Below are 25,382 nucleotides of genomic sequence, written 5' to 3'. Positions count from 1 at the left end.
ATGGGCATGCTCGCGGTAGCGCTCGCATTCGTGGGTGTGGGCTGTGGTGGCGGCGCCCATGCGCGGGCGAGCGACACCCAGCCTGGTGGCACCGCGGTGTATTTGGCCCAGGCGCAGTGCGGCCCCCAGGACTCCACCGTCAGCTGCTGTGTGAAGACGCACCCAGGCAACCCTGTTCGCTGTGGGGCCACGGAGTTGGAGGCCGAGGACATCCTCCTGTTCGCCCGGGCCGCCGAGGAGCTCTCCCGAGACCTTCCGGAGTGGAAGCGCGCCTGCCTGGAGACGTACGTGCAATGCCAGGAGGACCACTGGTCAGGCTCCTGCTACGACTGCTTCCGGTACTGCGAGGGGCAACAGGGCGACTGGCCCCGCGACAAGTGCCGGAAGAGGAAGGGTGGTCGCTGAGCATGTCCGAGGACCTCGACTGGGACCCCGTGCGGGAACTGGCTTCGCGCGTGGAAGCGGGAGAAGCGCTGGTGCTCACTCCAGAGGTGCGCGACCTGCTGCTGCGCACGGCCCGGCAGGTGGCCATCCCCGAGTCCGACGCGCAGTCTGCCTTCCAGGACGTGGCCACCGCGACCGCGCTGCTGCGCGAGGCACGCGGTCGAATTCGCGAAGGCTCCATTCGGCTGAACATCACGGAGATGCGGGCGCGGGACCTTGTACGAGCGGGTGACAAGGCCGGAGCACGGAAGCTGCTGGAAGACCTGCTCGCCGTGGAGGCAGTGCCACTCTATCGCGAGCAGATAGAACTGGCCCTGGAGGACCTGGACTGAGAAGCGCACACCCGCCTGCCCCCCATGGCACCGGAAAAACACCGGCATGTCGATCCACGCCCGGGCCATTCGTCGCCAATTTGGACGGGCAAATGGACTGCCCGGAAGGGATGGATGCGACCATGGAGCTGACGGTGACGGAGTTCGTGACGCTGGATGGCGTGGTTCAGGCTCCGGGAGGCCCGGGGGAGGACACGAGCGGCGGCTTCGCCCATGGCGGCTGGGTGCAGCCTCATTCCAGCGCGGAGCTCGGCGCGCACGTTGTCGACATCTTCAGTCGAGCGGACGCGTTCCTGCTCGGGCGCGGGACGTACGAAATCTTCGCCAACTACTGGCCGCGCGTGACGACGCCGGACGCCCCCATCGCCCGGTCGCTCAACACGCTGCCCAAGTACGTGGCGTCCACCACGCTGCGCCGCGTGGAGTGGGCGAACTCGACGCTGTTGGAGGGGGACACGGTGGAGGCGGTGCGCCGCCTCAAGGCCTCGCCCGGCCGCGAGCTGCAGGTGCATGGAAGCTGCGGCCTGCTGCAGACCCTGCTGGAGCATGACCTGGTGGACATGCTGCATCTGCACGTCATCCCCGTGACGATTGGCAGCGGCCGGCGCCTCTTCGGAGCGGGAACGCAGCCCCGCACGCTGCAACTCGCCGCGTCCCAAATCACGCCCAAGGGAGTGGCGCTGCTCACCTACCGGCGCGTCGGGCCCCTGCGGGTCGGCACCATCGGACAAGCGGATTGATGCGTCAGCGCAGGCCCGCGAGCTTCGCCAGCTCGCGGGCCATGGCGCGCAGCTCCTCCGCGCCCGCCGCGTTCGGGCTCACGTCGAACACCACCTCGTAGCCCAGGCCCGCTTGGTTGATGGCCTCCGAGCGCGGGACGCGGGCCTTCAGCACTGGCACCGTCACGTCCTTCAGCGCCTCCTCCATCGCGACGTTGGTCGCTGGCGTGCGCCGGTCCCACAGGTTCACCGCGGCCACCAGCTGGCCGCCCTGCTCGCGCACGTCTCGCCACGCGGTCTCAATCTCACCCAGGCCCTGCAGCGCGAACGCCCCCGTGGGCACCGGCGCCACCACCACGTCCGCGAAGCACAGCACGGCCTCCGTGAACGCGCCGATGCTCGGCGGCGTGTCCACGATGATGACGTCCGGCGTCCACGACAGCGTCTTCAGCGCGCGCGGAATCGCCTGCAGCCGGTGGCCCCAGCCGAACAACTCGCGCTCCAGCGCCGCCATGCGCGGAGCCCCCGGCGCGATGAACAACCCCTGCCGCTTCGGCGACGCCACCACGATTTCATCCAACTTGTGCTTCGGCCGCGGCCCGAAGGCGTCCGCCACGCACGGGCCTTCCCGCGACTCCAGGCCCAGCACCAGCGACGCATGCGCCTGCGGCTCCAGATCCAACAGCAGCACCCGGTGGCCCGCGTCCGCCAGCGCCGCCGCCACGTGCGAACACAGGGTCGTCTTCCCCACGCCACCCTTGATGGTGCAGAACGCAATCGTCGGCATGACCTCGGGGTCTACCAGGAATCCCCCACGGCGCGGGGCCGCTCCGGATTGGACCGACCGCCCCATCCGGAGCGCTCCAGAATGGAGCAGCCTGCCCTGCCCTACCCATGCCACTCCAATGATTCCAGCCCCTTGGCGCTGGCACCGGACGTGCTCTGTCCCCTCCACGTCAGGGCGCCCCCAGCGGGTGTCGGAGCATCAGGAGACTCACCATGGAAATCCGCTTCTTTGGCGTTCGGGGCAGCATCGCGGTGTCGGGCTCGCGCATCGGTGGCAACACCGCGTGCGTGGAGGTGACGAGCCAGGGCGAGCGGCTGATCCTCGACGCGGGCACGGGCATCCGGGCGCTGGGCGAAGTCATGATGCGCGAGGGCGCGCCGCAGAAGGCGACGATGTTCTTCTCGCACCTGCACTGGGATCACGTGCAGGGCTTCCCCTTCTTCACGCCCGCGTACCTGCCCACCACGTCGCTGACGATGTACGGCCCCGGCGCGAACGGTGCCCAGGCGCTGGAGTCCACGCTGTCGCAGCAGATGCGCCCGCCGCAGTTCCCGGTGCCGCTGTCCACCATGCGCTCGAAGATGACCTTCGGCGCCGCGCTGCACGGCCGCACCGTGGAGGTGGGCCCCTTCAAGGTGACGCCCATCGACGTGCCGCACCCGGACGGCTGCATGGCCTACCGCGTGGAAGCGGACGGCCACTCCTTCGTGTACGCCACGGACGTGGAGCTGCCGGAGCGCCTCACGCCGGACGTGGCCCGCCACTTCGAGGGCGCGGACGCGCTGTGCCTGGACGCGCAGTACACGCCCGACGAGTACGAGGGCAAGAAGGGCATGTCCAAGAAGGGCTGGGGCCACTCGACGATGATGGACGCGGCCAAGGTGGCCAAGGACCTGCACGCCGGGCGCCTCTTCCTCTTCCACCACGACCCGTCCCACGCGGACGAGCTGCTGGAGGACATGGCCCAGGAGGCGCGCGGCCTGTTCCCCTTCACCGAGCCCGCGCGTGAAGGCCAGCGCATGCTCCTGGGCCGCGCGGCGGGCGCATGAGCGCCGCGAGCCCGGAGCCGTGCGATAGACTGTCTCCAGCGCCCTTCTCACTTCCGCCGCTGCCCGCCGCCATGCCCTCGTCCCCGCCGGATGTGTCCCAGGTCCTGCTCCCCCTTGGCGGCCTCGTCGGGCGCGAGGTGGACCTGGACGCCTTCCTCCAGACGCTCGTGGACCGCATCGCCATCACGCTCCAGGCGGACCGGGGCACGCTGTGGCTGTTGGACCCCGTGCGCCGCGAACTCTTCAGCCGCGCGGCGCACCTGCCGGAGGTCGCGCAGATCCGCGTGAAGCTGGGCCAGGGCGTGGCGGGCTACGTGGCGGAGGCCGGCGAGCCCGTGCACGTGCCGGATCCGCGCGGCGAGCGCCGCTTCTTCGCGGACATCGACCGGATGACGGGCTACCGCACCATCAGCCTGGCCGCGGTGCCGCTGCGCGACGCGGCGGGCGCCGTGTACGGCGTGCTCCAGGTGCTCAACCGCCTGGGTGGTGGCCCCTTCACGGAGGACGACACCCGGAGGCTCACCGACATCGCGGCGCAGGTGAGCACCGCGCTCCAGAGCACCAGCCTCTACCAGGAGCTCCAGCGCGCGAAGGATCAGCCGCAGGCCCCGGTGGGCTACTTCTTCAACCGCATCATCGGAGAAGCCCCGCCGCTCAAGGCCCTCTACCGACTGGTGCAGAAGGCCGCGCCCACGGACGCCACCGTGCTGCTGCGCGGGGAGAGCGGCTGCGGCAAGGAGCTCTTCGCGCGCGCCATCCACGTCAACGGCCCCCGGCGCGACAAGCCCTTCGTGAAGGTGGACTGCGCGGCCCTGCCCGCCGCCCTCATCGAGAACGAGCTCTTCGGCCACGAGAAGGGCGCCTTCACCGGCGCCGACCACCGCGTGCCCGGTAAGTTCGAGGCGGCCGACGGAGGCACCGTCTTCATCGACGAGCTGGGCGAATTGCCCCAGGCCGTGCAGGGCAAGCTCCTGCGAGTGCTGCAGGACCGCGAGTTCGAACGCGTGGGCGGCACGCAGGCCGTCAAGGTGGACGTGCGCATCGTCGCGGCCACCCACCGCGACCTGCCGCGCATGGTGGCGGAGGGCAGGTTCCGCGAGGACCTCTACTACCGCATCAAGGTCGTGGAGCTGCTCCTGCCCCCGCTGCGTGAGCGCGGCGCGGAGGACATCGAGCGGCTCGCCCGCCACTTCGTCGCCACCGCCGCGAAGCGCCACCGCCTGCCCGTGCCCCGCCTCGGCGCCACCGCGCTCGCGAGGCTCAAGCGCTACCGCTGGCCCGGCAACGTGCGCGAGCTGGAGAACTGCATCGAAAGCGCCGTGGTGCTGTCCGAGGGCGAAATCCTGGAGGAGCACCTGCCCCTGCCCTCCCTGGACCGGGCGCCCTCGCCCACCGAGCCAGGCGCGTTCACCGAGCCTGGCGCGCCGCGAGCGTCCGCCGCCGCGCCGGACGCACCGCTGCTCCTTCCACTGGCGGAGGTGGAGCGGCGCCACATCCTGCGCGTGCTGGAGGCCGTGAAGGGCAACCGCACCGCGGCGGCGCGCACGCTGGAGATCGGCCGTAACACGCTCGCCCGCAAGCTCAAGGAGTACGGCCTGGCGGACGAGGGCTGAGCGTCGAATCACACTCGGGACCCGAGCCCCGCCCCCCAGCAGGCGGCCATCGGGGCGGCTGCCTGTCCGGGGGTGCCTTTCGGCGGACACCGGGGGCACCTCTCAACGGGGCCGTGGTGCGTACCGCGAGGGCCGGACACGTGCCCGTCCCAGGGGGAAGGAGCACGTCATGGCGGATGTCCTCGATGCCCAGTCAAGCGGGCCCCCGGCGCATCGGGAGGCGCGGACCGGCAGGATCATTGGCATCTCCGTGGTGGCCGCCCTGGGCGGATTCCTCTTCGGCTTCGACACCGCCGTCATCAACGGCACGGTCGCCGCCCTGAAGGCCGAGTTCGCCGCGAGCAGCCTGGGCCTGGGGCTGGCGGTGTCCTCCGCGCTCATCGGCTCGGCGGCGGGCGCCTTCGCGGCGGGGCCCTTCGCGGACCGCTACGGCCGCCGGCGCACGATGATGCTCGCGGCGGCGCTGTTCATCATCAGCGCCATCGGATCGGGGTTCGCGTTCTCCCTCTGGGACCTGAGCTTCTGGCGGCTGGTGGGCGGCCTGGGCGTGGGCTTCGCCAGCGTCGTGGCGCCCACATACATCGCGGAGATCGCCCCGGCGTACCTGCGCGGCCGCCTGGCGTCCCTGCAACAGCTGGCCATCGTGACCGGCATCTTCGTGGCCCTGCTGGGGGACTTCGCCATCGCGCTCTACGCGGGCTCCGCCTCCAACCCCACCTGGCTGGGCTTCACCGCGTGGCGGTGGATGTTCTTCAGCGGCCTGCCACCCGCGCTCTTCTACGGCATCGGCGCCGTCTTCATCTCGGAGTCCCCGCGCTTTCTCGTGGCCATGGGGCGCGAGCAGGAGGCGCTGAGCGTGCTGCGCGACATCGAGGGGGACGCCGCGCCCTCCAAGGTCGTGGAGATCCGCCGCTCGCTGCGCACGAACTACACGCCGCACCTGGCGGACCTGAAGGGCGGCCGCTTCGGGTTCCTGCCCATCGTGTGGATCGGCATCGTGCTCGCGATGCTCCAGCAGTTCGTGGGCATCAACGTCATCTTCTACTACTCCAGCGTCCTCTGGCAGGCGGTGGGCTTCTCCGAGCACAACTCGCTGGCCATCACCGTCATCACCAGCGTCACCAACATCCTCACCACGCTGGTGGCCATCGCGTTCGTGGACCGGGTGGGAAGAAAGCCCCTGCTGATCATCGGCTCCGTGGGCATGGCGCTCACGCTGGGCCTGCTGGCGTATCTCTTCGGCACCGCGCCGTTGGACGCCGCGGGCAAGCCCGTGCTGCAGGGCGCGGCCGGCACCACCGCGCTCATCGCCGCGAACCTCTACGTCGTCTTCTTCGGCTTCTCGTGGGGCCCCGTCGTCTGGGTGCTGTTGGGCGAGATGTTCCCCAACCGCATCCGCGCGCTCGCGCTCTCCGTCGCGGCCATGGCGCAGTGGCTGGCCAACTTCCTGGTGTCCGCCACGTTCCCGTCGCTGCAGGCCGTTGGACTCGGCTGGGCGTACGGCCTGTATGCCGCGGCCGCCGTGTTCTCCCTCTTCTTCGCCGCCAGGTTCATCCGCGAGACGAAGGGTCGGGAGCTGGAACAGATGTAGCCCCGTGAGACAGGGCAATACGCGGAAGCTTGTACACCCGTACGGGCTTTCTGCATTTTTACGCACCGGCTGGGTGAGAAAACACCTGTTCCATTTGACACCTGGGGTCACCGGCTTTCAGCATCACCTTCATGCTGAAACATTCCCCCCCGTTCCCCCGACTCGCGAGCGTTCTGCTCGCTTCCCTCCTCCTCACACTGACAGCCTGTCCCGGCGACGAAGGCTCTGACAACGACGGCGGCACGAATCTCACGGACGGCGGCTCCACCGATGGTGGCGACACGCTGCCCGACGGCGGTTCGTATGACCCGGGCCCCCAGATCTGCGGCGACGGCAAGGTCCAGAAGGGCGAAGCCTGTGACGACGCCAACACCGTGAGCGGCGACGGCTGCACGTTCGACTGCAAGGAGGTGGAGGTCGGCTTCGAGTGTCCCCAGTGGGGCCGGCCCTGCGGCATCGCGACGGCGTGTGGCAACGGCATCGTGGAGGAAGGCGAGAAGTGCGACGACCGCAACAAGGAATCCAACGACGGCTGCAAGGCGGACTGCTCCGAGGTGGAGACCGGCTGGTCCTGCCCCTTCCAGGGCCAGCGCTGCCGCGCGTCCGAGTGCGGTGACAAGATCATCGCCGGCGAGGAGGAGTGCGAGGACGGCAACAGCGCCGACGGCGACGGCTGCAGCAAGACCTGCCGCCTGGAGCCGGGCTACAAGTGCGATGCCATCGACCAGCCGTGCACGAGGACGACCTGCGGCGACGGCAAGAAGGAAGGCACCGAGCAGTGCGACGACGGCAACCACGACATGGGCGACGGCTGCTCGCCGCTGTGCGTGCTGGAGCCCCGGTGCGTGAACGGCACCTGCGAGGCCCGCTGCGGCGACGGCGTCATCCTCCCCGGTGACACCACCGAGCAGTGCGACGACGGCAACACCCGCTCCAACGACGGCTGCTCGTCCGACTGCAAGCTGGAGGCGGGCTTCGCCTGCTTCAACGTCAAGGGCACCCTGCCGAACGAGGTGGAGATCCCGGTCGTCTACCGCGACTTCCGTGGCAAGGGGCAGCCCGTCGGTGGCAACTACCCCGCCACCATCCACCCGGACTTCGACGACGCGAACGGTGCGGAGCAGGGCATCGTCGGCGCGAAGTTCGCCGCCCTCGGCGCGGACGGCAAGCCCGTCTACGCGAAGGAAGGCGTGGCCTCCGGCACCACCCACGGCAAGACGGCGTTCGACCAGTGGTACCGCGACACGCCCAACATCAACGTCACCGAGGTCAGCACGCTGAAGCTCGCCAAGCAGCCGAACGACTCCTACGTGTTCGACGACCAGACCTTCTTCCCGCTCGACGACAGCGGCTGGGTGGGCCTGGGCAAGGAGAACAAGCTCAACGACAACAACGGCATCAAGCGCAACTTCAGCTTCACCAGCGAGACGCGCTACTGGTTCGAGTTCAAGGGCAACGAGGTGCTGACGTTCCTGGGTGACGACGACGTCTGGGTGTTCATCAACCGCAAGCTCGCCCTGGACCTGGGCGGCGTGCACGGCGCCACCTCCGGCACGGTGTCCCTGGCGGACGCGGCCACCGTGTCCGGCCTGGGCCTGGTGAAGGGCAAGATCTACGAGGTCGTCGTGTTCCAGGCGGAGCGCCACACGTCCCAGTCCTCGTACAGGCTGACCCTGAACAACTTCGAGACCCAGCGCACCGAGTGCAAGTCCACCTGCGGCAACGGTACGGTCGATCAGGGCGAGACGTGCGACAACGGCAACGCCAACGGCCCGGGCTACGGCAAGTGCAGCCTCACCTGCATCTGGAACGCCCGCTGCGGCGACGGCATCACCCAGTACAACTTCGGCGAGACGTGCGACGACGGCAACACCAACGACCGCGACGCCTGCCCGAACAACTGCGTGATCGATCCGGGGTAGTCGTCCCGCCGTCCCCGGCTCCGGCGCCCACCCGGGCCGGAGCCCCCCGCCCGGGCCTCACAGGGTCCGGGCGAGCATGAACACGGCGGCCAGGGACAGCGCCCCGGCCGCCGCGAAGTGCCTCCAGGCCCGGCGGGACAACACCCCGCCGGTGCCCGTGGCGCCCTCCCCCAGCACCATCAGCGCCGGACGCCCACCGCGCCCGCGCAGCTCGTAGGTGCCGTCGCGGGACCCGCGCTGAAGCTCCCCCACCACCAGGCACGCCTCCCCGGGGACGCCCACGCGCTCCCAGGACAGCGCCTGCGTGGGCGCCTCCAGCAGCTCCGCCCGGGTGAGCGCGGGCGGCGCCAGGCACCGCCGCACCTCCACCGGCGCCAACAGCGCGGACGGCGCGAAACCCACCGTCGCTCGTGTGCGCTCGCCCTTCAGGATCAGCACCGGCGAGTACGCGCGCTCCCGCGACAGGAGCGGCCCCTTGCGGCCGTGCGTCCCCACCGCGTGCACCGCCGCGTCGTAGAAGGCGCACGGCACGCCGCCCGGCGACGTCAGCGCCTCCACGGAATCCAGCTGGCCCCGGTACACGCCGAAACCCGGGGACCGCCCCGCGCGCAGGGCCTCCACCGCCTCATCAAGTGACATGGGCGCGGCGCCTCGCAGCGCATCCGCCCGCAGGCGCACCCGGGCACCCCGGGCGGACACGCCCGCGGCCAGCACCAGCAGCACGCCGCCCAGCGCCTTCACCAGCACGTCCGGCGACACGGGCACCAGCGGCGTCCCGCGAATCCACGGGACGAAGAGCACCAGCCCCAGGGCCAGCGCCCCGAAGCCCGCGAGCATCCAGCGAGGCCGCGCCCCCGTGGGCGTCCGCCCCAGGGTGAAGGTCGCCCAGAGCAGCAGGGCCAGTCCCACGCCACAGAGCGGCAGCAGGAGCACGCGCCCCAGGTCCAGGTCCACGGCCATGCCCCACCCCCGCCCGCGTGCCGGACGGCCCCGCGGTGGCGGAGCCCGGCGGGAGCAAGATGGGAACGGGCGGACGGGGCGGCAAGCCCCATCCCCTGCTGGATGCAGCGGCGACTACTCGGGGGCGACGCGGCGCACGGGGCGCTCCTGCAGCGGCCCCACGACCTTCAGGTCATCGAAGGTGCACTCGAGGTTGCGGCAGCCCAGGGCCAGCTTGCCCACGCGGCCCTCGAAGCCCGGCAGCACCTTGGAGGCGAAGAGCTTCTTGTTGAGGTAGGCGTCCACCCGCACGCCGCTCTTCTGCCGCTTGAGCTGGAGCTTCACCAGGAAGGGGCCCTGCTTGGGCACCGGCATCTCGTCCTGGACCAGGTTCTTGGTGTCCTCCGCGCTGTTGCCCACCACCTCATGCCCGTCTTCCGGGGAGAAGTAGCGCCACGACAGGCGCATGCCCGCGTCGGGGATGGCGAAGACGGACACCTGCACGTCGCGGATGCGGAACGCCAGCTCGCCGAAGTGCTGCCCGTCCTCCTCCACCGACCACTTCTTCCCCAGCGGGTTCACGTCCATCAGCACTTCGGCCGTGAAGTCGTCGCTCGTGAAGTAGCGGTGCGCCAGGTACGCGCGCGGCACCAGCTTGCCGTCCGCCTCCCTGCCGGCCTGCACGACGCGCAGCTCGCCCTGGTCCATCGTCCACGTGCCGCTATGGACGTTGATCTCCTCCTCGCCCTGCTCGAAGCCCAGCTCCAGGGTGGCGCTGGCCGAGCCGGCCGCGGGCGGCGTGAGCCTCAGGCCGGAGAACACTTCCCCTTCCGTGTTGGCCGGGAAGTGCATGACCGGAGGGACCGGATCCGAGATGACCGGAGTGCCGGTCAGGCTCCCGAAGCCCACGAAGGCGCGCACCGCGAAGCCCAGCACGGCCAGGCCGCCCACCACGGACAGGCCGGTGCGCACCCGGCCCCAGCCCGCGTGGAGCGCCTCCAGCACGGCGGCCTCGGGGGCCGTGATGGCCTTCATCGAGGCCACGTGCGAGGGCTGCGCGCGCGCCAGCGCCGACGCGGGCGCCACCACGTGCGGCGACGACGAGGCCGACACCAACCCCTCCAGCGCCTCGCACACCTCCGTGGCGGTGGCGTAGCGGGCCTCGCGGTCCGTCTCCAGCAGGCGCTCCACCACCGGATCCAGGCGGGGGTCCAGGCCGCGCACGCGCTCGGACGGCAGCTTGAAGCGGCCCACGGGCAGCTCGCCCGTGAGCGCCTCGTACATCATCACGCCCAGGGAGAAGAGGTCCGCGCGGCCATCCACGTTCTTCGCGTCCCGGCGCTGCTCCGGGGCCATGTAGTTGAGCGTGCCCATGGCCACCGCGGTCGCGGTGAGGTGCTTCTCCGAGTCCGGCTCGCGGATGCCCGCCAGGCCGAAGTCCGCCACCTTCGCGTGCAGCCGTCCATCCAACAGGATGTTCTCCGGCTTGAGGTCGCGGTGGATGATGTTCTTCGCGTGCGCGCACTCCACGGCGCGCGCCACCTGGAGCAGCACCTTCAGCGACTGCGCGGGCGAGAGCGGCTCCCTGCCGCTCAGCGCGTGGCGCAGCGACTGGCCCTCCACGTACTCCATGACGAAGTAGTAGTGCTCGCCCTCCACGCCCCGGTCGATGATCTGCACGATGTTCGGGTGGCTCAGGGCCGCGAGCGCGGTCGCCTCCTTGTCGAAGCGCGACACGAACTCCTCGTCCTTCGCCAGCCGGGGCGGAAGCACCTTCACCGCCACCGTGCGGCCCAGGGACCGCTGGCGCGCGAGCCACACCTCGCCCATGCCGCCGCGCCCCAGTATCTCCAGGAGCTCCAGGCCCGGCAGCTGGGGCTTCGCGCCCGTCAGCATCGTCTCCGCGTTCTCGATGTCGCGGAGGCCCGTGTTCAAGGGCGCGCGCGGGGCCTTCACCCCCAGCGACTCCGGGCGCACCAGCGTGGCTCCGATCAGCTCCGGAGCCGACGGGTCCGCCGCGGGCAATGCCACTCCAGCTGAAGGCGCGTCGCGGCCCTCGGCGGAGGCAGGCACCACCCCCGCGGGAACCTCGCCTTCGTCCGCCCTGCCCACGCCATCCGGTCGCGGGATGTTCATCTCGTTGCCCCCTGGGACGGAGCCGGCCCTCATCTCCTGTCCCACCGAGTCCGTCCTGCCCGCTCCAACCCCCGGAGCAGCGGAAGGTGACGTCGATTCTGGCGGATCATCCGCCGTGCGCGGCGTGAACGTCACCGCGATGCCTGCTTCGTCCTGGGCCTTGTCGGCCGGACGGATGCCCGACGGCTCGGCCGGGCGGTGGATGCCGGACACGTCCGCGCGCCGCACCTCGAACCGGATGCCGCAGCGGCACGTCACCTTCTGGCCGCTCACGTACACCCGGGTGTCGTGCACCGTGCCGCAGTTGGGGCACGACTGGGTCGTCGTCATGGACGAGGAGCGCACCGTCAGCGCACCTTGCGGGAGGTGGAAGTGGTCAGCTCCGCGCCGTGGACGCGGAAGGTCTGCACGCCCTTCTCCTTGCCCTTCACCTGCAGCACCGGCAGCTCCTCCACGTCGAAGCCCGGCCCGGACTTGCGCACCGTGGCCTCCGACGCCAGCACCTCGCCGCTCTTCGCGATGCCGCACAGCCGCGACGCGGTGTTCACGGTGTCGCCAATGGCGGTGAACTCGTGCCGCTCCGCGCTGCCCATGTAGCCCACGACCGCCTGGCCGGTGTTCACGCCGATGCCCACTTCAATGGGCTTCTTGCCGTCCAGCACGCGCTGCCGGTTGAGCTCCGTGACGGCGTCCTGCATCTCCAGCGCGGCGCGCAGGGCCCGGGCCGGATCATCCGGGTGCGACGACGGCGGACCCCACACCGCCATCACGCAGTCCCCGATGAACTTGTCCAGGTTGCCCTCGTAGCGGAACACCACGTCCGCCATGGCGGTGAAGAAGCTGTTGAGCATCGACACCACCTCCTGCGGCGAGTCGCTCTCCGCCAGGGTGGTGAAGCCACGGATGTCCGCGAACAGGCAGCTCACCTCCGCGAGCCGGCTCTGGCGCAGGTCCTCCGTGCCGCCGTTGATCACCGCGTCCGCCACCGCCTTGGACAGGAAGCGAGACAGCTCCGCGCGCGTCACCGCCTCGTTGCGGATCTGCTCCGCCAGGGCCGCGTTCTCCAGCGCGATGCCCGCCTGCGCGGCGATGCCGGAGAGGATGGTCAGGTCCTTCTCCGAGAAGGCGTTGATCTGCTGGCGGCTGTCCAGGAACAGCACCGCCATGATGTCGCCGTTGACGAGCAGCGGCACCGCCATGGCGGAGCGGATGCCCTGCGCCACGATGCTCTCCGCGGCGGAGAAGCGCTCGTCGATGATGGCGTCCGCCGTGAGCACCGCCTTGCCCGTCTCCACCACGCGCTTGAGCACGGTGTCCGACAGCATGACGTTCACCTGCTTGCCCTGCCGGTGGTGCACCGCGGCCGGGATGAACTCCCCCTGCGGGCCCACCTTCAGGATGACGCCGTGGTCGGCCGCGAGCAGCTCGAAGGCCACCTTGAGAATCTGTTCGAACAGGTCGTCCTGGGTGCCCTTGAGGCTCACCTGCCGGTGGAACTCGTGGACGATGCGCAGCTTCTCGTAGTCCCGGCGCAGCGCGGCGGTGTCCGTCACCTGGTCGGCCGGACGGAAGTTCTGCGGCACCTGGTCCATCTGCGCCAGGAAGGCCGGCATGGAGACGGCGTTGGCCACCACCGTCACGCCCGGCAGCGTGGGCGGGTTGGCTCCGCCGGGCGCGGCCTCGCCGCTGTGGAAGATGAGCCGCGAGGAGCCCAGGGCGATCTCATCCCCGTCCTTCAGGCGCATCTCGCCTGTCACCCGGCGGCCGTTGACGAAGGTGCCGTTGGACGAGTTGAGGTCGCGCAGCACGAAGTCGCGCCCCACCTTCTCGATGGTGGCGTGCTCCTTGGAGACCTCGCGGTCCACCAGCCGCAGCGTGTTGGAAGGATGGCGGCCGAGCGACGTGGTGGGGCCCAGGGGAAACTCCCCCAGCGTCCCGTCCGCGAACCGCCCCGTCAGGTGCGGCCCGCGCGGGTGCGACCCGGACCTGGGCGGGAATGGGGCGGGTGCCTGGTTCACGCGCGAATCCTCACCGGCCCGGACACTACCAGAGCCTTCCGCCCCAAAGGAACGCTCGCGAAGCGCCCCCGGTTCCAGGCCGCCAACGCCCTGCACGGCCGGTCAGTCCCGTCCCCCGCCGGGTGGCTCATAGGGACGGCGGGGCCACCGTCCCCGGGGCGGCGGGGTCCACGGAGGCGGCCGGGCGGCGCTCGGGGGCTCGGAACCCCAGGCCAATGGACGGCAGGAAGGTCATCCCACCCAGGTCCCGCTTCTGCCCGAAGACGACGGGGTTGCAGAAGACGTAGCCCCCGGTGAGCTCCGCGTAGAAGTGCACGTACTTGTAGCCCACCGCGAAGCCCACCGTGGAGCCCACGAAGTGGCTGTTCACCGTGGACGGCAGGCTCGCGTCGAAGCCCGTCACCGGCTTGCCCTGCTGGGAGAAGTCCACCAGCTGGGCGTCCAGCCGGGTGTGGCTGAAGACGTACTTGGGGGCGCCGTAGAGCTTGAACACGTCGCCGTACTCGGCGCTCAGGTACAGCGGCACCTCCACGTCGGTCCGGCTGAAGTCCCCCAATTGGACGACCTCCAGGACGTCCATCACCGCCCCGGAGAACAGGTACTTGGACACCCCCAGCCCCAGCGCCAGGTCATACGAGCGGCGCGGCCCCGGGCCGCCGTGGGCCAGGCGCACCTTGCCGTCGAAGCGCAGCGCGTTGCCGTTGTAGCGCCCGCCCACGTCGAACCCGTCCAGGAGCCCCACCCGCACCATCAGCTCCGGGTTCACCCCCGGAGGGGCCACCACCAGGGCCAGGCCCGCCGTCAGCAGGCGCTGCTGGTCCTCTTCCGTGAGGGTGTAGGGCCGGTCCTCCTCGATGGCCCGCTTCGCCGCGCGCCCCTGGTCGATGCCCACGTCCACCACCGACGCCAGCGTCCCCACCGGGACGAACACACCCATGCTGCCCGTCACCTGGACCTGCCCGGGCGAGAGCGTCTTCGCCGTCTGCATGGTGGACAACGGGGTCGCGCACCCCACGGCGAGGCCGGCGAGCCCCAAAAGGATCAGGGCGGGAAGGTTTCTCATGGGGTTGCAGGTTAAGCCCATTTCCGGCGCGAACGCTTCAATCCGCGCGCCCACGTGGTAAGGGGGCATCGTGCGAATCAAGCAAAAACCCGAGGACTTCTCCGTGAAGGAGTCCTACCGCTTCGACGAGGTCGAAAGCGGCAAGCATCGCGTCTACCTGATGGACAAGCAGAAGCTGTCCACCTTTGACGCGGTGAACCGAATCCGTGACGCGTTCGGCCTGAAGCCCGGCGCCATCAGCTACTGCGGCCTGAAGGACAAGCAGGGCCGCACCGAGCAGATCATCGCCGTGGATGGCGCGGACGTGGACATGCAGGAGCCCGACCTGCGCCTGAAGTTCCTGGGCCGGACGGACAAGCCGCTGTCCGCGAGGAACATCACCTCCAACCGCTTCTCCGTCACCGTGCGTGCCCTCACGCGCGACTCGCTGGCGCCCTTGAACCTGGCCGCCGCGGAGGTGAACCGGCTGGGCGTGGTGAACTACTTCGACAGCCAGCGCTTCGGCGCGCTCAAGCACGGCCAGGGCTTCATCGCCAAGGACCTCATCCGGGGCGACTTCGAGGCCGCGCTGCACAACTACTTCGCCCGCCCCTCGGACCTGGACCGCACCGAGGACGCCAAGGTGAAGGGCTTCTGGCGCGACAACTGGGGCAAGTGGGACGCGCGCGTGCCCTTCGAGGGCGCGAAGAAGTACCACCGCATCCTGCGCAGCCTGCGTGAGCACCCGGGCGACTGGCTCCGCGCGTTCCTGCAGATCGACTCGGACTACCGGGCGATGATCCTCTTCGAGTACCAGAGCTTCCTCTGGAACGAGGGCGTCCGGCGCTACCTCCAGCTGATGCTGCCGCGCGAAGCCATGTTCCCCATGCGCTACCAGGCCGGCACGCTCCTGCACTTCCGGGACGCGACGCCGGACGTGCTGCACACGCTGCGCGAGAAGACCTTCCCGCTCGTGGGGCCGGACTCCACCTTCCAGGATCCGAAGGTGGCGGAGGCCATGACCTGGGTGCTGGGCAAGGAGAAGCTCAAGCTCCCCGACCTGCGCATCAAGGGCGCGGAGCGGATGCTCTACTTCAAGGAGGAGCAGCGCCCGCTGGTGATGTTCCCGCACAAGCTCGTCGTGGGCCGCACGCAGAACGACGACGTGAACCGCGGAGACATCAAGGTCAACGTGGCCTTCACGCTGCCCCCGGGCGCGTACGCCACGCTGGTCATCAAGCGCCTGTTCCACTTCGAGTACACGGAGGACTCGAAGGAGGACATCCGCACCTCGCAGCGCCCGCGGCTCGTCACCACCGAGCGCGAAGAGGCCCGGGTGGAAGAGGCCCGGAGCGTCGCGCGTGCCTCGGAAGGACCTTCACGCCACCGCACCCTGGCGGACCGGGCCACCCCCCGCACCGCGCGTCCGGCCACGACCGAGCGTCCGGCCACGTCCGAGCGCCCCGCCCGCCCGGGCACCTCCCGTCGCGACGACCGGGCCGCACCGCCCGCGAAGGACGCCCGTCCCCCCAGCCGCATCGGCCGGCCGGCCCGCGCCCCCCGCGAGGAGCTGCCGGACCTGGATGAGGTCAGGGCCGCCCCCTCGCCTGCTCCCGAGCCGGAGATTCCGTTGGGCTTCCGGGCGAAGCAGAAGCAGCGCAAGCAGGTGAAGGCCGAGAGCCGGGCGGAAAAGGCCGAAAAGCAGCGCCTGGCCGCCGCCAAGTCCGCGAAAAAACAGAAGCGGAAGTGATGATCGAGGGCGGCGCAATGGCCTTTGGCCGCGCCCGTAGTCCAGGGTGTGAACGCTCTTGCCCTCGACTCGCTCCCCATGGCCATCGGAATGCTGATGGCTGAGGACGCCGCCCCGCTCCCCTGGAAGGCGGACGTGCAGGCCGCCCGCAAGGGGGACCCGTCCGCTTTCGAAGCGCTCGTTCGCAGTGTGCAGCGCCCGGTGTACGGCCTGGCGCTGCGCCTCTTGCAGAGCGACGCGGAGGCCGCCGAGGTCGCGCAGGAGGCCCTCCTTCGCGCGTACCAGAACCTCCACCGGTACGACGACTCGCGCCCGTTCGATCTCTGGGTGCTCGCCATCACGCGCAACCTCTGCCTGGACCTGCTCCGCCGCCGCACCAAGGTGCGCACGGAGGAGCTGGAGCCCATGAAGGAGATGCTCCCCAGCAACGAGGTCTCCCAGGAGGACGGGGCCATCGCGCGCGAGGAGCGGCAGTCACTGGAGGCCGCCATGGAGACGCTCTCCGTGGACGACCGTGAAGTGCTGGCCCTCTATTACGTCCAGAAGCGCACCACGAAGGAGATCGCGCAGATCATGGGCTGCGCGCCCGGGACCATCATGGCCCGCCTGTTCCGCGCCCGTGAAAAGCTTCGCAAGAAGATGACACCCGCCGAGGAGGAGACGCGATGAGCCCCACCCCCTGCCCCGATCTGGAGGTCCTCTTCGCGGAGCTGGAGGCCGGTGAGGGTCCCGCCCTGGATCACGCCGCGGAGTGCGAAGCGTGCGCGGCCCTGATGGAGGACCACCGCCTGCTGGAGAACGACTTGTTCCGGCTGGCGGATCCGCTACCGCCCCCGTCGCTGGTCGTGAACGTGATGGCCCGCGTCGCGGAGAGCCCCGTGCCCCAGCGCCGTGAGGTCTGGACGGGCCTGGCCATCCTGCTCACGTCCCTGGGCGTGGGCCTGGGCTTCCTGTTCACCAACGACAGGGCGCTCGGCCGCATGGGCACCGCGTTCGCGGCCAGCGTGCGTGACAGCCGCGCGTTCGTGGAAGGCCTGTTCAGCGGTGCGCACGCCCTGTGGAGCACCGCGGGGCTGGCGGTGGCCTGCATCGTCGCCTTCGTCGTGTTCACGTCGCTGTTCGGCCTGAAGCGCCTGGCCGGATCCCCTCCTCCGTCCCTCTCCGAAGCCTGAGCGTGACCATGAAGATCCTCCCCCGCCTGTTGCTTCCGACCCTCCTCCTCGGCGCTCCCCTGGCGCTCGCGGAAGGCGCCCCGGCCCCCGCCGCTGCCGCCACCGCTCCGGCCCGCACCATCGATGTGAGCTTCCGCGGTTCGCTGCGTGACGCGCTCAAGACCATCGCGGAGAAGGGCGGCCTGAACCTGGTCGTCACCGGCGACCTGGACACCCCCGCCGAAGTGCGGCTGCGCGGCATCAGCGCCGAGCAGGCCCTGCGCACCGTGGCCCGCGCCTATTCGCTCCACCTGGAGCAGGACGGCTCCATCTTCACGCTCCGCCCGCTCACCGCGAAGGAGAAGGAGTCCGGCGCGAGCACGGCCGCCACCCCGCCCGCGCCCGTCGCCCCGCCCGTCATCGCCGCCACTCCGCCCGCGCCGCCGGCCCCTCCCGAGCCGCCCGCCATGGACGCGAACGCGACGCCCGAGGAGCGCGCCCTGGCCCGCGAAGAGGCGGAGCGGGCGCGCGAGGAGGCCCGCGAAGAGGCGAGGCGCGCCCGCGATGAGGCCAAGCAGGCCGCGAAGGAAGAGGCCGAGGCCGCCAAGCAGCGCATCCGCGAGGAGATCCGCAGCTTCCGCGACAGCTTCAAGCACAAGAAGGGCAAGCGCGGCGCCCGGGACGTGGTGGCGCGCGGACAGAACCTGGAGGTGAAGGAGGGCGAGTCCGTGGAGAGCGCCGTCGTGTACGGCGGCAACCTCATCGTGAAGGGCACCGTGGAGGACGACGCGGTCACCTTCGGCGGCAACCTGGAGATCCAGGGGCACGTGGAGGGAGACGCGCACGCCTTCGGCGGCAACGTCATCCTGGGGCCCAACGCGCAGGTGGAGGGCGACGTGTCCGCCTTCGGTGGACAGGTGCAGAAGGCGGACGGCGCCATCGTGGAGGGCAGCCTGGAGTCCTTCGGCGGCGCGGGCCTGGGCCGCATGGTGGCGGGTGAAATCAAGCGCGGCATGCAGGACGGGCAGAACCACGACGCGTCGGTGGACCACGACGACGATGACGACCACGACCGCGGCGGGGGACTGGCGTCCTTCATCCTCCAGTTCGCGCTCCTCTTCGGCCTGGGCTTCCTGGGGCAGATGTTCTTCCCGGCGCGCATGAAGGAACTGGGCGATGAGATCCGCGCCAACCCCGCCCGCAACTTCTGGGTGGGCCTGGTCGGCATGGCGGCCCTCATCCCGCTGACCATCGTCCTGTGCATCACGCTCATCGGCATCCCGGTGGCGTTCGCCCTCCTGGTCGCCTCCATGCTGGGCACGGCGCTGAGCTACGCGGCCATCGCCAGCGAGGTGGGCACGCGGCTTCCGGTACTGCGCGGCCGCAAGACGCAGGCGGTGGTGCTCGCCCTGGGCCTGGGCCTCATCCTCCTGGTGAGCCACATCCCGGTGCTGGGTGTGTTCCTCAACCTCGTCCTCATCCCGCTGGCCTTCGGCGCGGTCATCCGCACCCGGTTCGGCTACCGCGGCCGGGGCATGCCGGAGCCCATCTTCCCCCGGAGCGAGAACCCGGTTTGACGCACCCGGCCTCACGGCCCCCGGATTGCCACACCGCATCATGAAGCCCCGCTCCCAAGCGCACCGGGAGTGGGGCTTTTTCCTTCTCCAACAAGTGCCACGCTCGCGCGCCATCACCTGCGCTGTCGTGACCGGGTGTTGACGGTGGGCGGGCGGCCGTTGACGGGCTTTGACCGGCTCCGTCGGGTGCGCCATTTTGCGCGGCACCCATGCGACGCCTCCCAGACGCAACCCCGCGCGGCAGGGCCATCACCGTGGACCTCGAGGGCGAGAGCATCCCCGCCATCGAAGGTGAGCCGGTGGCGTGCTCCCTCATCGCCGCGGGCGAGAACGTCCTCTCCCGCTCCGTGAAGTACCACCGCCCACGCGGGCCGTACTGCTTCGCCGCGGCCTGCTCGCACTGCCTCATGCGCGTGGACGGGCTGCCCAACGTCTACACCTGCCGCACCCCCGCGAAGGAGGGCATGCGGCTGGAGCGGCAGAACGCGTACCCGTCCGCGAAGGTGGACATCTTCGAGACCATCGACTGGTTCTTCCCCAAGCGCCTGGATCACCACGAGATGTTCGCGGGCGTGCCGGTGGCGGAGGACGTGATGGCGCGCGTGGCCCGGCAGCTGGCCGGCCTGGGCCTCTTGCCCCGGGAGGCGGGCCCGGCGCCCCTGCCCCCTCGCACCTTCCACACCCCCGTCGCGGTGGTGGGCGGCGGCGCGGCGGGCCTGGAGGCGGCGCGGGTGCTCGCCGGACAGGGCGTGCCCTTCCTGCTCTTCGAGCGCGACGCGAACCTGGGCGGACGGCTGGCCCACGGCGCCCCGGAGGACAACGCGCCCTTCGTGCCGGAGGCCACCGCGTTCCCGCAGGGCAGCGTGGTGAAGAACGCCACCGTCATCGGCCTGTATGACGACGAGCACGGCCGCTACCTGGCGGTGGCGTCGAGGGAGGCGGCGAACCTGCGGCTGCTCAAGGTCTACGCGAAGCGCTTCCTGCTCACGGTGGGCGGCCATCCCCCCACCCTCCCCTTCGAGAACAACGACCTGCCCGGCGTCATCGCGGGCCGCGCGGCGAGCCTGCTTTTGCGCAAGCACGACGTGGCGCCCCAGGTGGCGACGCTGGTGGGCCACGGCCCGGAGCTGCACGCGCTGGCGCAGCTGTTCACCCAGCGCGGCGTGGAGGTGGTGGCGGTGGTGGACCTGAAGGGCCCGCTGCCCGCGAACGCGCACCCGAAGGCCGTCGTCGGTGACGGGCTCAAGGCCCACGGCCTGCGCGGCGTGACGGCCCTGAGCTTCACGCCCCAGGGCGGGCGCAAGCAGAAGGTGTCGTGCGACGCGGTGGTGGTGTCCGTGCCGGTGACGCCGGGCTTCGAGCTGGCGCGCCAGGGCGGCGCGAAGGTGGAGTTCGACGCGGACGCGGGCCACTTCCGGGTCGAGGCGGACGCGGACGGGCGCACGCAGGCGGCGGACGTGTTCGTCGCGGGCGACGTGGCGAAGGTCGGCACGGCGAAGGACGCCGCGGCCATGGGCGCACGCGCGGCGCAGGCGCTGATGGGAGGGCTGTCATGAGCAAGGCGCTCGTCTGCACCTGCGAGGACGTCACCGTCACGGACGTGGAGCACGCCATCGAGCGCGGCTACCACGACGTGGAGTCGGTGAAGCGCTACACGGGCTTCGGCACCGGCATCTGCCAGGGCAAGAGCTGCCACGCCGCGGTGGCCGCGCTGCTCAAGCAGAAGGCCCCGTCGCTCAAGCCAGAGGCCGTGGTGCCCTTCACGCCGCGCCCGCCGCTGTACCCCACGGAGCTGCGCGTGCTCGCCAGCGCCCCCGTGGACGAGTCCGTCCCGCCCGTGGGCGGCGTGCCCCAGGAGCTGGAGCACTTCCCGTCCGCGCTGCGCCCGGAAGGGCCGGTGCCCCAGAAGGCGAAGGTGGTCATCATCGGCGGCGGCATCATGGGCCTGTCGCTGGCGTACAACCTGGCCCTGCGCGGGGAGACGGACGTCGTCGTGCTGGAGCGCGGCTACCTGTGCGCGGGCGCGTCCGGCCGCAACGGCGGCGGCGTGCGCATGCAGTGGGGCACCCCGGCGCTGATTGAACTGGCCAAGCGCTCCATCGACCTGATGAAGGGCTTCGCGCGCGACCTGGGCGTCAACGTGTGGCTGCGCCAGGGTGGCTATCTCTTCCTGGCCAAGCGCAAGGACACCGCGTACCGGCTGGATCGCAACGCCGCCCTGCACAACAAGTACGGCGTGCCCACGCGCATCATCACCGCGGACGAGGCGCGCCAGATCGTCCCGGACCTCACGATGAAGGACTGCGTGACGGCGGCCTACAACCCGGAGGACGGCGTCATCTTCCCCTGGGCCTTCCTGTGGGGCTACGCGCAGGGCTGCGTGAAGCGCGGCGTGAAGGTGGAGACGTACACCAACGTCACCGGCTTCGAGACGAGCAACGGCCAGGTGCGCAAGGTGAAGACGGACCGGGGCGACATCGCCTGCGACACCGTGGTGCTCGCCTCCGGCGCGTGGAGCCCCGCGGTCGCGAAGCTGGCGGACGTGAAGCTGCCCAACGAGCCGCACCGCCACGAGATCCTCAGCACCGAACCGCTCAAGCCCTTCCTGTCGCCGCTGGTGTCGGTGCTCGACACCGGCCTGTACTTCAGCCAGTCCATGCGCGGTGAAATCGTGGGCGGCATGGGCGACCCGAAGGAGCCCGCCGGCCCCAACATGGGCAGCACCCTGCGCTTCGTGGCGCGCTTCGCCCAGGCCCTCACGGAGCAGCTGCCGCACGTGGGCCAGGTGAAGGTGCTGCGCCAGTGGGGTGGCCTCTACGACGTCACCCCGGACAACAACCCCATCCTCGGACGCACCCCCGGCCTGGACAACCTGCTGCAGCTGTCCGGCTTCGTGGGCCACGGCTTCATGATGGCCCCCGCCGTCGCGGAGCGGATGGCCCAATGGATGACCTCCGGCGACTCCGACGAGCTCTTCACCCGCTTCAACCTCCGCCGCTTCGAGGAAGGCACCCTCGAGCGCGAGGACATGATCATCGGCTGAAGAATTCCGCCCTCCCCGCCCCTGTCTCCGCCTGGGACAGGGGCGCTCCCCGCATGTCCGCAAAAGCGGCACTCCCGGAAAATCACGCAAGTTGCCGGGATGGCTGGGGATTCGCCGCGGAACGTGACGTTTCTTTACAAACGCAACCGGATTGCACGGAGCATCCACGCACCACTGTCACGGGTGCGTGACGCCGGGTCCCCTCTGGCGGGCGCGCTGGCACGGGGCGTGCCTAGGCCCCCCGCGCCGCGCAATGCCGCGCGGGGGGAGATTCAGTGATGACCGCGAAGAAGCTCGTGGGTGCGATGCTGGTGATGGGCCTGACGGCGTGTGGTTCCGTGGAGCCCATGGACGTGCCGGACGCGGAGCCGCTCGCGTCGCAGGAGTCCAACGTCATCGTGGGCACGCTGAACTGGGTGAGCGCCACGTCCCTCACGGGCACGCAGCGCACGAAGTCCCTGGCGGTGGGCTACCTCTCCATCCCGGCGGTGGGCAGCCGCTGCACGGCGTGGCTGGTGTCCAACGACGTGGTCATCACCAACAACCACTGCGTGGGCAGCGCGTCGGAGGCGGTGGGCGCGCGCGTGTCGTTCAACTACGAGGACGGCGTCGCGTCCGCTTCGCGCGTCTGGTACCCGTGCGCCACGTTCATCAAGACGTGGAGCGGTGACGACATGACGGCGCTGCGCTGCTCGGCCGTCAACGGCCAGCTGCCCGGCCAGGTGTACGGCTTCCTCACCGTCGCCAGCACCAACGCGGCGACGAACGCCACCGTGTACGTCGTGAACCAGAACTGCGACTACTACACGACATCGTCCTGCACGCCGACGAAGAAGTCCTCGCCGGGCAAGGTGCTCAACGGCAACTACAGCACCACGGACATCTCCTACGACGCGGACACGCTGGGCGGCTCGTCCGGCTCGCCCGTCATCTCCACGTCCACGAACCAGGTGGTGGCGCTGCACCACATCGGCGTCGGCGGCAACTCGCAGGGCCGCGGCACGGCCAACACCGGCGTGAAGGCCACGCGCGTGAAGGCGCGTCTGGCCGAAATCGGCCTGTAGTCGCCCAGCGTCTACGTCGCGGACGAAGGCTCCCCTCTGGCCAGCAGCACCGGCTGGGGGGGCGCATCCGTTCCGGTGGGCCCGGTCGGCTTCAGGAGCAGCGTCCGCTTGAGGCCGCCCAGCGCCAGCCGCCCCAGGCCCCGCTTGAAGGAGCGCGGCAGGAAGCGCAACAGCCGCATCACCCAGCGGTGCCCCAGGCCGGGGTACACCAGCGCCTCGCCCCGCTCGAAGCCCGCCAGGGCCTCGCGGGCGCACTGGCGCAGGGACAGCTCGAAGAACGGCGTCACCTCTCCGTCCAGGTGGGGCCCCAGCGCCAGCGGGCCGGGGGCCACGAAGGTGACGGGGATGCCCGCGTCCTTCAACTCCAGGCGCAGGGACTCACTGAAGCCGTCCAGGAAGCGCTGCGTGGCGGAGAACGTCACCGCGCCCGGGAGGAACAGGCGCGCCGCGCCCGAGCCCACCGTGAGGATGCCGCCCCGCCCGCGCTCCAGCATGGGGCCCAGCAGGCGGTGGGTGATCATGGCCGGGGCCAGCACATTCGCCTGCACCAGCTCCTCGATGCGCTTCCAGCGCTCCTCCGCGTACAGGCCGCTGGAGGCGTAATCCGCGTTGTTGATGAGCACGTCCACGCGGACGTAGTGGCGCTCCAGGTGATCGAACAGGGCGTCCACGGCGCATGGATCATCCAGCCGGCACGCGCGGATCATCACCCCCAGGGTGGGATTCCGGACGAGCAGCTCCTGCCGCAGGCTCCCCAGGTCATCCACGTCGCGCGCGACGAGCACCAGGGTCCTGACCCGGGGGGAGAGCAGCCGGGCGAGCTCGCGGCCGATGCCGCCAGCTGCGCCGATGATGAGCACGGTACCGTTGTCGATGGGAGGGCGCATATGGGGGCAGGACCTCGGACACGAAGGTGCCCATGCGCGGGTGACCCTGCGTGCCCGCCCCGCTGCTCGGCTCCTCCTGCACGCCCCCTTGCCCTGGCGGCGGGCAGGCGTTAAGCGTTCATTGCTCCCGCTGGAGGAGGACACCCATGGCTGGCCCTTCACGCATCCTCGTGCCGGTGGACCTGAAGGACGGTTCCCGGTCCGTCGTGGACTACGCGCTGCAACTCGCCCGCCCCTTCGGCGCGACGGTGGACATCCTGCACGCCTGGGAGCCGCCGCAGTACGTGGCGCCGGACCTGCTGGTGGCCTCGCCCGGATGGGACGCCACGTCGCTGGAGGCGATGGCGCGCGACACCGCGGGCAAGGAGCTGGAGGCGCTCTTGCGCAAGGTGGACGGCACCGCGCCCGTGGCGCTGTCCCACCGCGTGGTGATTGGCGAGGCGGGCAACGTGGTGCTGGAGGAGGCCGAGCGCGGGAAGTACGACCTCATCGTGATGGGCACACACCAGCGCAAGGGGCTCACCCGCATGCTTCTGGGCAGCGTGGCGCAGAAGGTGGTGGGCCGCGCCGCGTGCCCGGTGCTCACCCTGCACGTCAGCCCGGAGTAGAGCGGCTACCGGCTCCGGTGTCCGAGGCTAGGGCTCCGCCCACTGGCGCAGGAGGTTGTGGTACACGCCCGTGAGCATCACCAGCGCGGGGCTCTTGGGCACCTCGCGGGTGAGCTGCATGATGGACGTGTCCATGTCGAAGAGCAGCGAGCGCTGCCCCGCGTCGCGGATCATGCTCTGGATCCAGAAGAACGACGCCAGCCGCACGCCGCGCGTCACCGGCGTGACGTGGTGCAGGCTGGTGGACGGGTAGACGATGAGGTCCCCCGCGGGCAGCTTCGCCGAGTGGTTGCCGTAGGTGTCCTCCACCACCAGCTCACCGCCGTCGTAGCTGTCCGGCTCGGAGAGGAAGAGCGTGGCGGACACGTCCGTGCGGATGCGCTGGTTCGTGCCCAGGATGGGCCGGATGGCGTTGTCCACGTGCGAGCCGAAGTCCATGCCGGACTCGTAGCGGTTGAACAGCGGCGGGAAGACGCGCTGGGGCAGCACGGCGGAGATGAACAGCGGGCTCTTCTCCAGGCCGGCCAGCACCAGGTCCCCCAGCTCCCGGGCGGCGGGGCTGCCTTCGGGCAGCTGGAGGTTCTTCTTCACCTGCATGGACTGCTTGCCGGCGGTGGTCCGGCCATCCTCCCACGCCGCCTTGTCGAAGACGGCGCGGCAGTGGGCCACCTGCTCGGGCGTGAGGACCTGCGGGATGTGCACCATCATGA

At 70.5% G+C, this 25,382-nt stretch carries 22 protein-coding genes; 15 read left to right on the top strand and 7 right to left on the bottom strand.

The window, feature by feature from the left end; translation table 11 throughout:
• From D7X30_RS42810 to D7X30_RS12525, 3 genes are all read left to right on the top strand, one after another.
• Positions 1 to 405: a hypothetical protein gene (locus D7X30_RS42810; RefSeq protein WP_120563116.1), complete on the top strand. Its 405-nt coding sequence runs from the start codon at positions 1 to 3 to the stop codon at positions 403 to 405.
• A gap of 2 nt (positions 406 to 407) precedes the next feature.
• Positions 408 to 776, top strand: coding sequence for a DUSAM domain-containing protein (locus D7X30_RS12530; RefSeq protein ID WP_120563115.1), 369 nt, complete (start codon positions 408 to 410; stop codon positions 774 to 776).
• A gap of 110 nt (positions 777 to 886) precedes the next feature.
• Entirely contained in the window at positions 887 to 1,516 is a 630-nt protein-coding gene (locus tag D7X30_RS12525) for a dihydrofolate reductase family protein (RefSeq protein WP_233591532.1), read from the top strand.
• Positions 1,517 to 1,520: 4 nt separating this feature from the next.
• Here D7X30_RS12525 and D7X30_RS12520 read toward each other — a convergent pair whose 3' ends face one another.
• Positions 1,521 to 2,282: a ParA family protein gene (locus D7X30_RS12520; protein WP_120563114.1), complete on the bottom strand. Its 762-nt coding sequence runs from the start codon at positions 2,280 to 2,282 to the stop codon at positions 1,521 to 1,523.
• Between the two features lie 212 nt (positions 2,283 to 2,494).
• On the opposite strand from D7X30_RS12520, the gene D7X30_RS12515 reads away from it, so the two are divergent.
• From D7X30_RS12515 to D7X30_RS12500, 4 genes are all read left to right on the top strand, one after another.
• On the top strand, positions 2,495 to 3,331 hold the full coding sequence (locus D7X30_RS12515) for an MBL fold metallo-hydrolase (protein ID WP_120563113.1): 837 nt from the start codon (positions 2,495 to 2,497) through the stop codon (positions 3,329 to 3,331).
• A 71-nt stretch (positions 3,332 to 3,402) separates the two neighbouring features.
• Entirely contained in the window at positions 3,403 to 4,944 is a 1,542-nt protein-coding gene (locus D7X30_RS12510) for a sigma 54-interacting transcriptional regulator (protein WP_233591531.1), read from the top strand.
• Between the two features lie 169 nt (positions 4,945 to 5,113).
• Positions 5,114 to 6,535, top strand: a complete 1,422-nt coding sequence (locus D7X30_RS12505) for a sugar porter family MFS transporter (RefSeq protein ID WP_120563111.1) — start codon at positions 5,114 to 5,116, stop codon at positions 6,533 to 6,535.
• A gap of 131 nt (positions 6,536 to 6,666) precedes the next feature.
• Complete coding sequence (locus tag D7X30_RS12500; RefSeq protein ID WP_120563110.1) at positions 6,667 to 8,457, top strand: DUF4215 domain-containing protein; 1,791 nt, start codon at positions 6,667 to 6,669, stop codon at positions 8,455 to 8,457.
• Positions 8,458 to 8,514: 57 nt separating this feature from the next.
• Here the strand turns inward: D7X30_RS12500 and D7X30_RS12495 are convergent, their stop codons facing one another.
• From D7X30_RS12495 to D7X30_RS12480, 4 genes are all read right to left on the bottom strand, one after another.
• Positions 8,515 to 9,417 (bottom strand): hypothetical protein, encoded by a 903-nt coding sequence (locus D7X30_RS12495; RefSeq protein ID WP_120563109.1) that lies wholly within the window; start codon positions 9,415 to 9,417, stop codon positions 8,515 to 8,517.
• Between the two features lie 114 nt (positions 9,418 to 9,531).
• Positions 9,532 to 11,862: a serine/threonine-protein kinase gene (locus D7X30_RS12490; protein WP_120563289.1), complete on the bottom strand. Its 2,331-nt coding sequence runs from the start codon at positions 11,860 to 11,862 to the stop codon at positions 9,532 to 9,534.
• A gap of 17 nt (positions 11,863 to 11,879) precedes the next feature.
• The gene (locus tag D7X30_RS12485) at positions 11,880 to 13,550 is read right to left on the bottom strand and encodes an adenylate/guanylate cyclase domain-containing protein (protein WP_120563108.1); all 1,671 of its coding nucleotides are present in this window, start codon (positions 13,548 to 13,550) and stop codon (positions 11,880 to 11,882) included.
• Between the two features lie 127 nt (positions 13,551 to 13,677).
• Positions 13,678 to 14,613, bottom strand: a complete 936-nt coding sequence (locus D7X30_RS12480) for a hypothetical protein (RefSeq protein ID WP_120563288.1) — start codon at positions 14,611 to 14,613, stop codon at positions 13,678 to 13,680.
• A 70-nt stretch (positions 14,614 to 14,683) separates the two neighbouring features.
• Here D7X30_RS12480 and truD point away from each other — a divergent pair, with 70 nt between their 5' ends.
• From truD to D7X30_RS12445, 7 genes are all read left to right on the top strand, one after another.
• A complete protein-coding gene (gene truD / locus D7X30_RS12475) occupies positions 14,684 to 16,342 on the top strand; it encodes a tRNA pseudouridine(13) synthase TruD (protein ID WP_120563107.1) in 1,659 nt (552 codons plus the stop codon).
• A gap of 90 nt (positions 16,343 to 16,432) precedes the next feature.
• Positions 16,433 to 17,011, top strand: a complete 579-nt coding sequence (locus tag D7X30_RS12470) for an RNA polymerase sigma factor (RefSeq protein WP_370051381.1) — start codon at positions 16,433 to 16,435, stop codon at positions 17,009 to 17,011.
• Positions 17,008 to 17,514, top strand: coding sequence for a hypothetical protein (locus D7X30_RS12465; protein WP_120563105.1), 507 nt, complete (start codon positions 17,008 to 17,010; stop codon positions 17,512 to 17,514). Before D7X30_RS12470 ends, D7X30_RS12465 begins: the two co-directional genes overlap by 4 nt.
• An 8-nt stretch (positions 17,515 to 17,522) precedes the next feature.
• Positions 17,523 to 19,070, top strand: a complete 1,548-nt coding sequence (locus D7X30_RS12460) for a polymer-forming cytoskeletal protein (RefSeq protein WP_120563287.1) — start codon at positions 17,523 to 17,525, stop codon at positions 19,068 to 19,070.
• A gap of 209 nt (positions 19,071 to 19,279) precedes the next feature.
• On the top strand, positions 19,280 to 20,626 hold the full coding sequence (locus D7X30_RS12455; protein WP_120563104.1) for a 2Fe-2S iron-sulfur cluster-binding protein: 1,347 nt from the start codon (positions 19,280 to 19,282) through the stop codon (positions 20,624 to 20,626).
• Positions 20,623 to 22,113: an FAD-dependent oxidoreductase gene (locus D7X30_RS12450; protein ID WP_120563103.1), complete on the top strand. Its 1,491-nt coding sequence runs from the start codon at positions 20,623 to 20,625 to the stop codon at positions 22,111 to 22,113. The genes D7X30_RS12455 and D7X30_RS12450 overlap by 4 nt, the downstream gene beginning before the upstream one ends.
• 278 nt (positions 22,114 to 22,391) lie before the next feature.
• A complete protein-coding gene (locus D7X30_RS12445) occupies positions 22,392 to 23,177 on the top strand; it encodes a serine protease (RefSeq protein ID WP_120563102.1) in 786 nt (261 codons plus the stop codon).
• 11 nt (positions 23,178 to 23,188) lie between these two features.
• Here D7X30_RS12445 and D7X30_RS12440 read toward each other — a convergent pair whose 3' ends face one another.
• Positions 23,189 to 24,064 (bottom strand): SDR family oxidoreductase, encoded by an 876-nt coding sequence (locus D7X30_RS12440; protein WP_120563101.1) that lies wholly within the window; start codon positions 24,062 to 24,064, stop codon positions 23,189 to 23,191.
• A gap of 146 nt (positions 24,065 to 24,210) precedes the next feature.
• Between D7X30_RS12440 and D7X30_RS12435 the strand changes: the two genes are divergently transcribed.
• Positions 24,211 to 24,672, top strand: coding sequence for a universal stress protein (locus tag D7X30_RS12435; RefSeq protein WP_120563100.1), 462 nt, complete (start codon positions 24,211 to 24,213; stop codon positions 24,670 to 24,672).
• Between the two features lie 27 nt (positions 24,673 to 24,699).
• On the opposite strand, the gene D7X30_RS12430 is transcribed toward D7X30_RS12435, so the two are convergent.
• A complete protein-coding gene (locus D7X30_RS12430; RefSeq protein ID WP_120563099.1) occupies positions 24,700 to 25,380 on the bottom strand; it encodes a Fe2+-dependent dioxygenase in 681 nt (226 codons plus the stop codon).
• Between the last annotated feature and the right edge of the window lie 2 nt (positions 25,381 to 25,382).

Origin of the sequence: Corallococcus sp. AB011P (genome assembly GCF_003611605.1) — a bacterium.
In the GTDB taxonomy this organism is placed as follows: Bacteria; Myxococcota; Myxococcia; order Myxococcales; family Myxococcaceae; genus Corallococcus; species Corallococcus coralloides.
Note: the sequence above shows the minus strand (reverse complement) of the source record. Positions and strands in the feature narration are given on the sequence as shown.

Bases quoted from the DNA above. Each gene is read 5' to 3' on its own strand.
- D7X30_RS42810 (WP_120563116.1), top strand. From the start codon at position 1: ATGGGCATGCTCGCGGTAGCGCTCGCATTCGTGGGTGTGGGCTGTGGT.
- D7X30_RS12530 (WP_120563115.1), top strand. From the start codon at position 408: ATGTCCGAGGACCTCGACTGGGACCCCGTGCGGGAACTGGCTTCGCGC.
- D7X30_RS12525 (WP_233591532.1), top strand. From the start codon at position 887: ATGGATGCGACCATGGAGCTGACGGTGACGGAGTTCGTGACGCTGGAT.
- D7X30_RS12520 (WP_120563114.1), bottom strand. From the start codon at position 2,282: ATGCCGACGATTGCGTTCTGCACCATCAAGGGTGGCGTGGGGAAGACG.
- D7X30_RS12515 (WP_120563113.1), top strand. From the start codon at position 2,495: ATGGAAATCCGCTTCTTTGGCGTTCGGGGCAGCATCGCGGTGTCGGGC.
- D7X30_RS12510 (WP_233591531.1), top strand. From the start codon at position 3,403: ATGCCCTCGTCCCCGCCGGATGTGTCCCAGGTCCTGCTCCCCCTTGGC.
- D7X30_RS12505 (WP_120563111.1), top strand. From the start codon at position 5,114: ATGGCGGATGTCCTCGATGCCCAGTCAAGCGGGCCCCCGGCGCATCGG.
- D7X30_RS12500 (WP_120563110.1), top strand. From the start codon at position 6,667: ATGCTGAAACATTCCCCCCCGTTCCCCCGACTCGCGAGCGTTCTGCTC.
- D7X30_RS12495 (WP_120563109.1), bottom strand. From the start codon at position 9,417: ATGGCCGTGGACCTGGACCTGGGGCGCGTGCTCCTGCTGCCGCTCTGT.
- D7X30_RS12490 (WP_120563289.1), bottom strand. From the start codon at position 11,862: ATGACGACGACCCAGTCGTGCCCCAACTGCGGCACGGTGCACGACACC.
- D7X30_RS12480 (WP_120563288.1), bottom strand. From the start codon at position 14,613: ATGAGAAACCTTCCCGCCCTGATCCTTTTGGGGCTCGCCGGCCTCGCC.
- D7X30_RS12470 (WP_370051381.1), top strand. From the start codon at position 16,433: ATGCTGATGGCTGAGGACGCCGCCCCGCTCCCCTGGAAGGCGGACGTG.
- D7X30_RS12465 (WP_120563105.1), top strand. From the start codon at position 17,008: ATGAGCCCCACCCCCTGCCCCGATCTGGAGGTCCTCTTCGCGGAGCTG.
- D7X30_RS12460 (WP_120563287.1), top strand. From the start codon at position 17,523: ATGAAGATCCTCCCCCGCCTGTTGCTTCCGACCCTCCTCCTCGGCGCT.
- D7X30_RS12455 (WP_120563104.1), top strand. From the start codon at position 19,280: ATGCGACGCCTCCCAGACGCAACCCCGCGCGGCAGGGCCATCACCGTG.
- D7X30_RS12450 (WP_120563103.1), top strand. From the start codon at position 20,623: ATGAGCAAGGCGCTCGTCTGCACCTGCGAGGACGTCACCGTCACGGAC.
- D7X30_RS12445 (WP_120563102.1), top strand. From the start codon at position 22,392: ATGACCGCGAAGAAGCTCGTGGGTGCGATGCTGGTGATGGGCCTGACG.
- D7X30_RS12440 (WP_120563101.1), bottom strand. From the start codon at position 24,064: ATGCGCCCTCCCATCGACAACGGTACCGTGCTCATCATCGGCGCAGCT.
- D7X30_RS12435 (WP_120563100.1), top strand. From the start codon at position 24,211: ATGGCTGGCCCTTCACGCATCCTCGTGCCGGTGGACCTGAAGGACGGT.
- D7X30_RS12430 (WP_120563099.1), bottom strand. From the start codon at position 25,380: ATGATGGTGCACATCCCGCAGGTCCTCACGCCCGAGCAGGTGGCCCAC.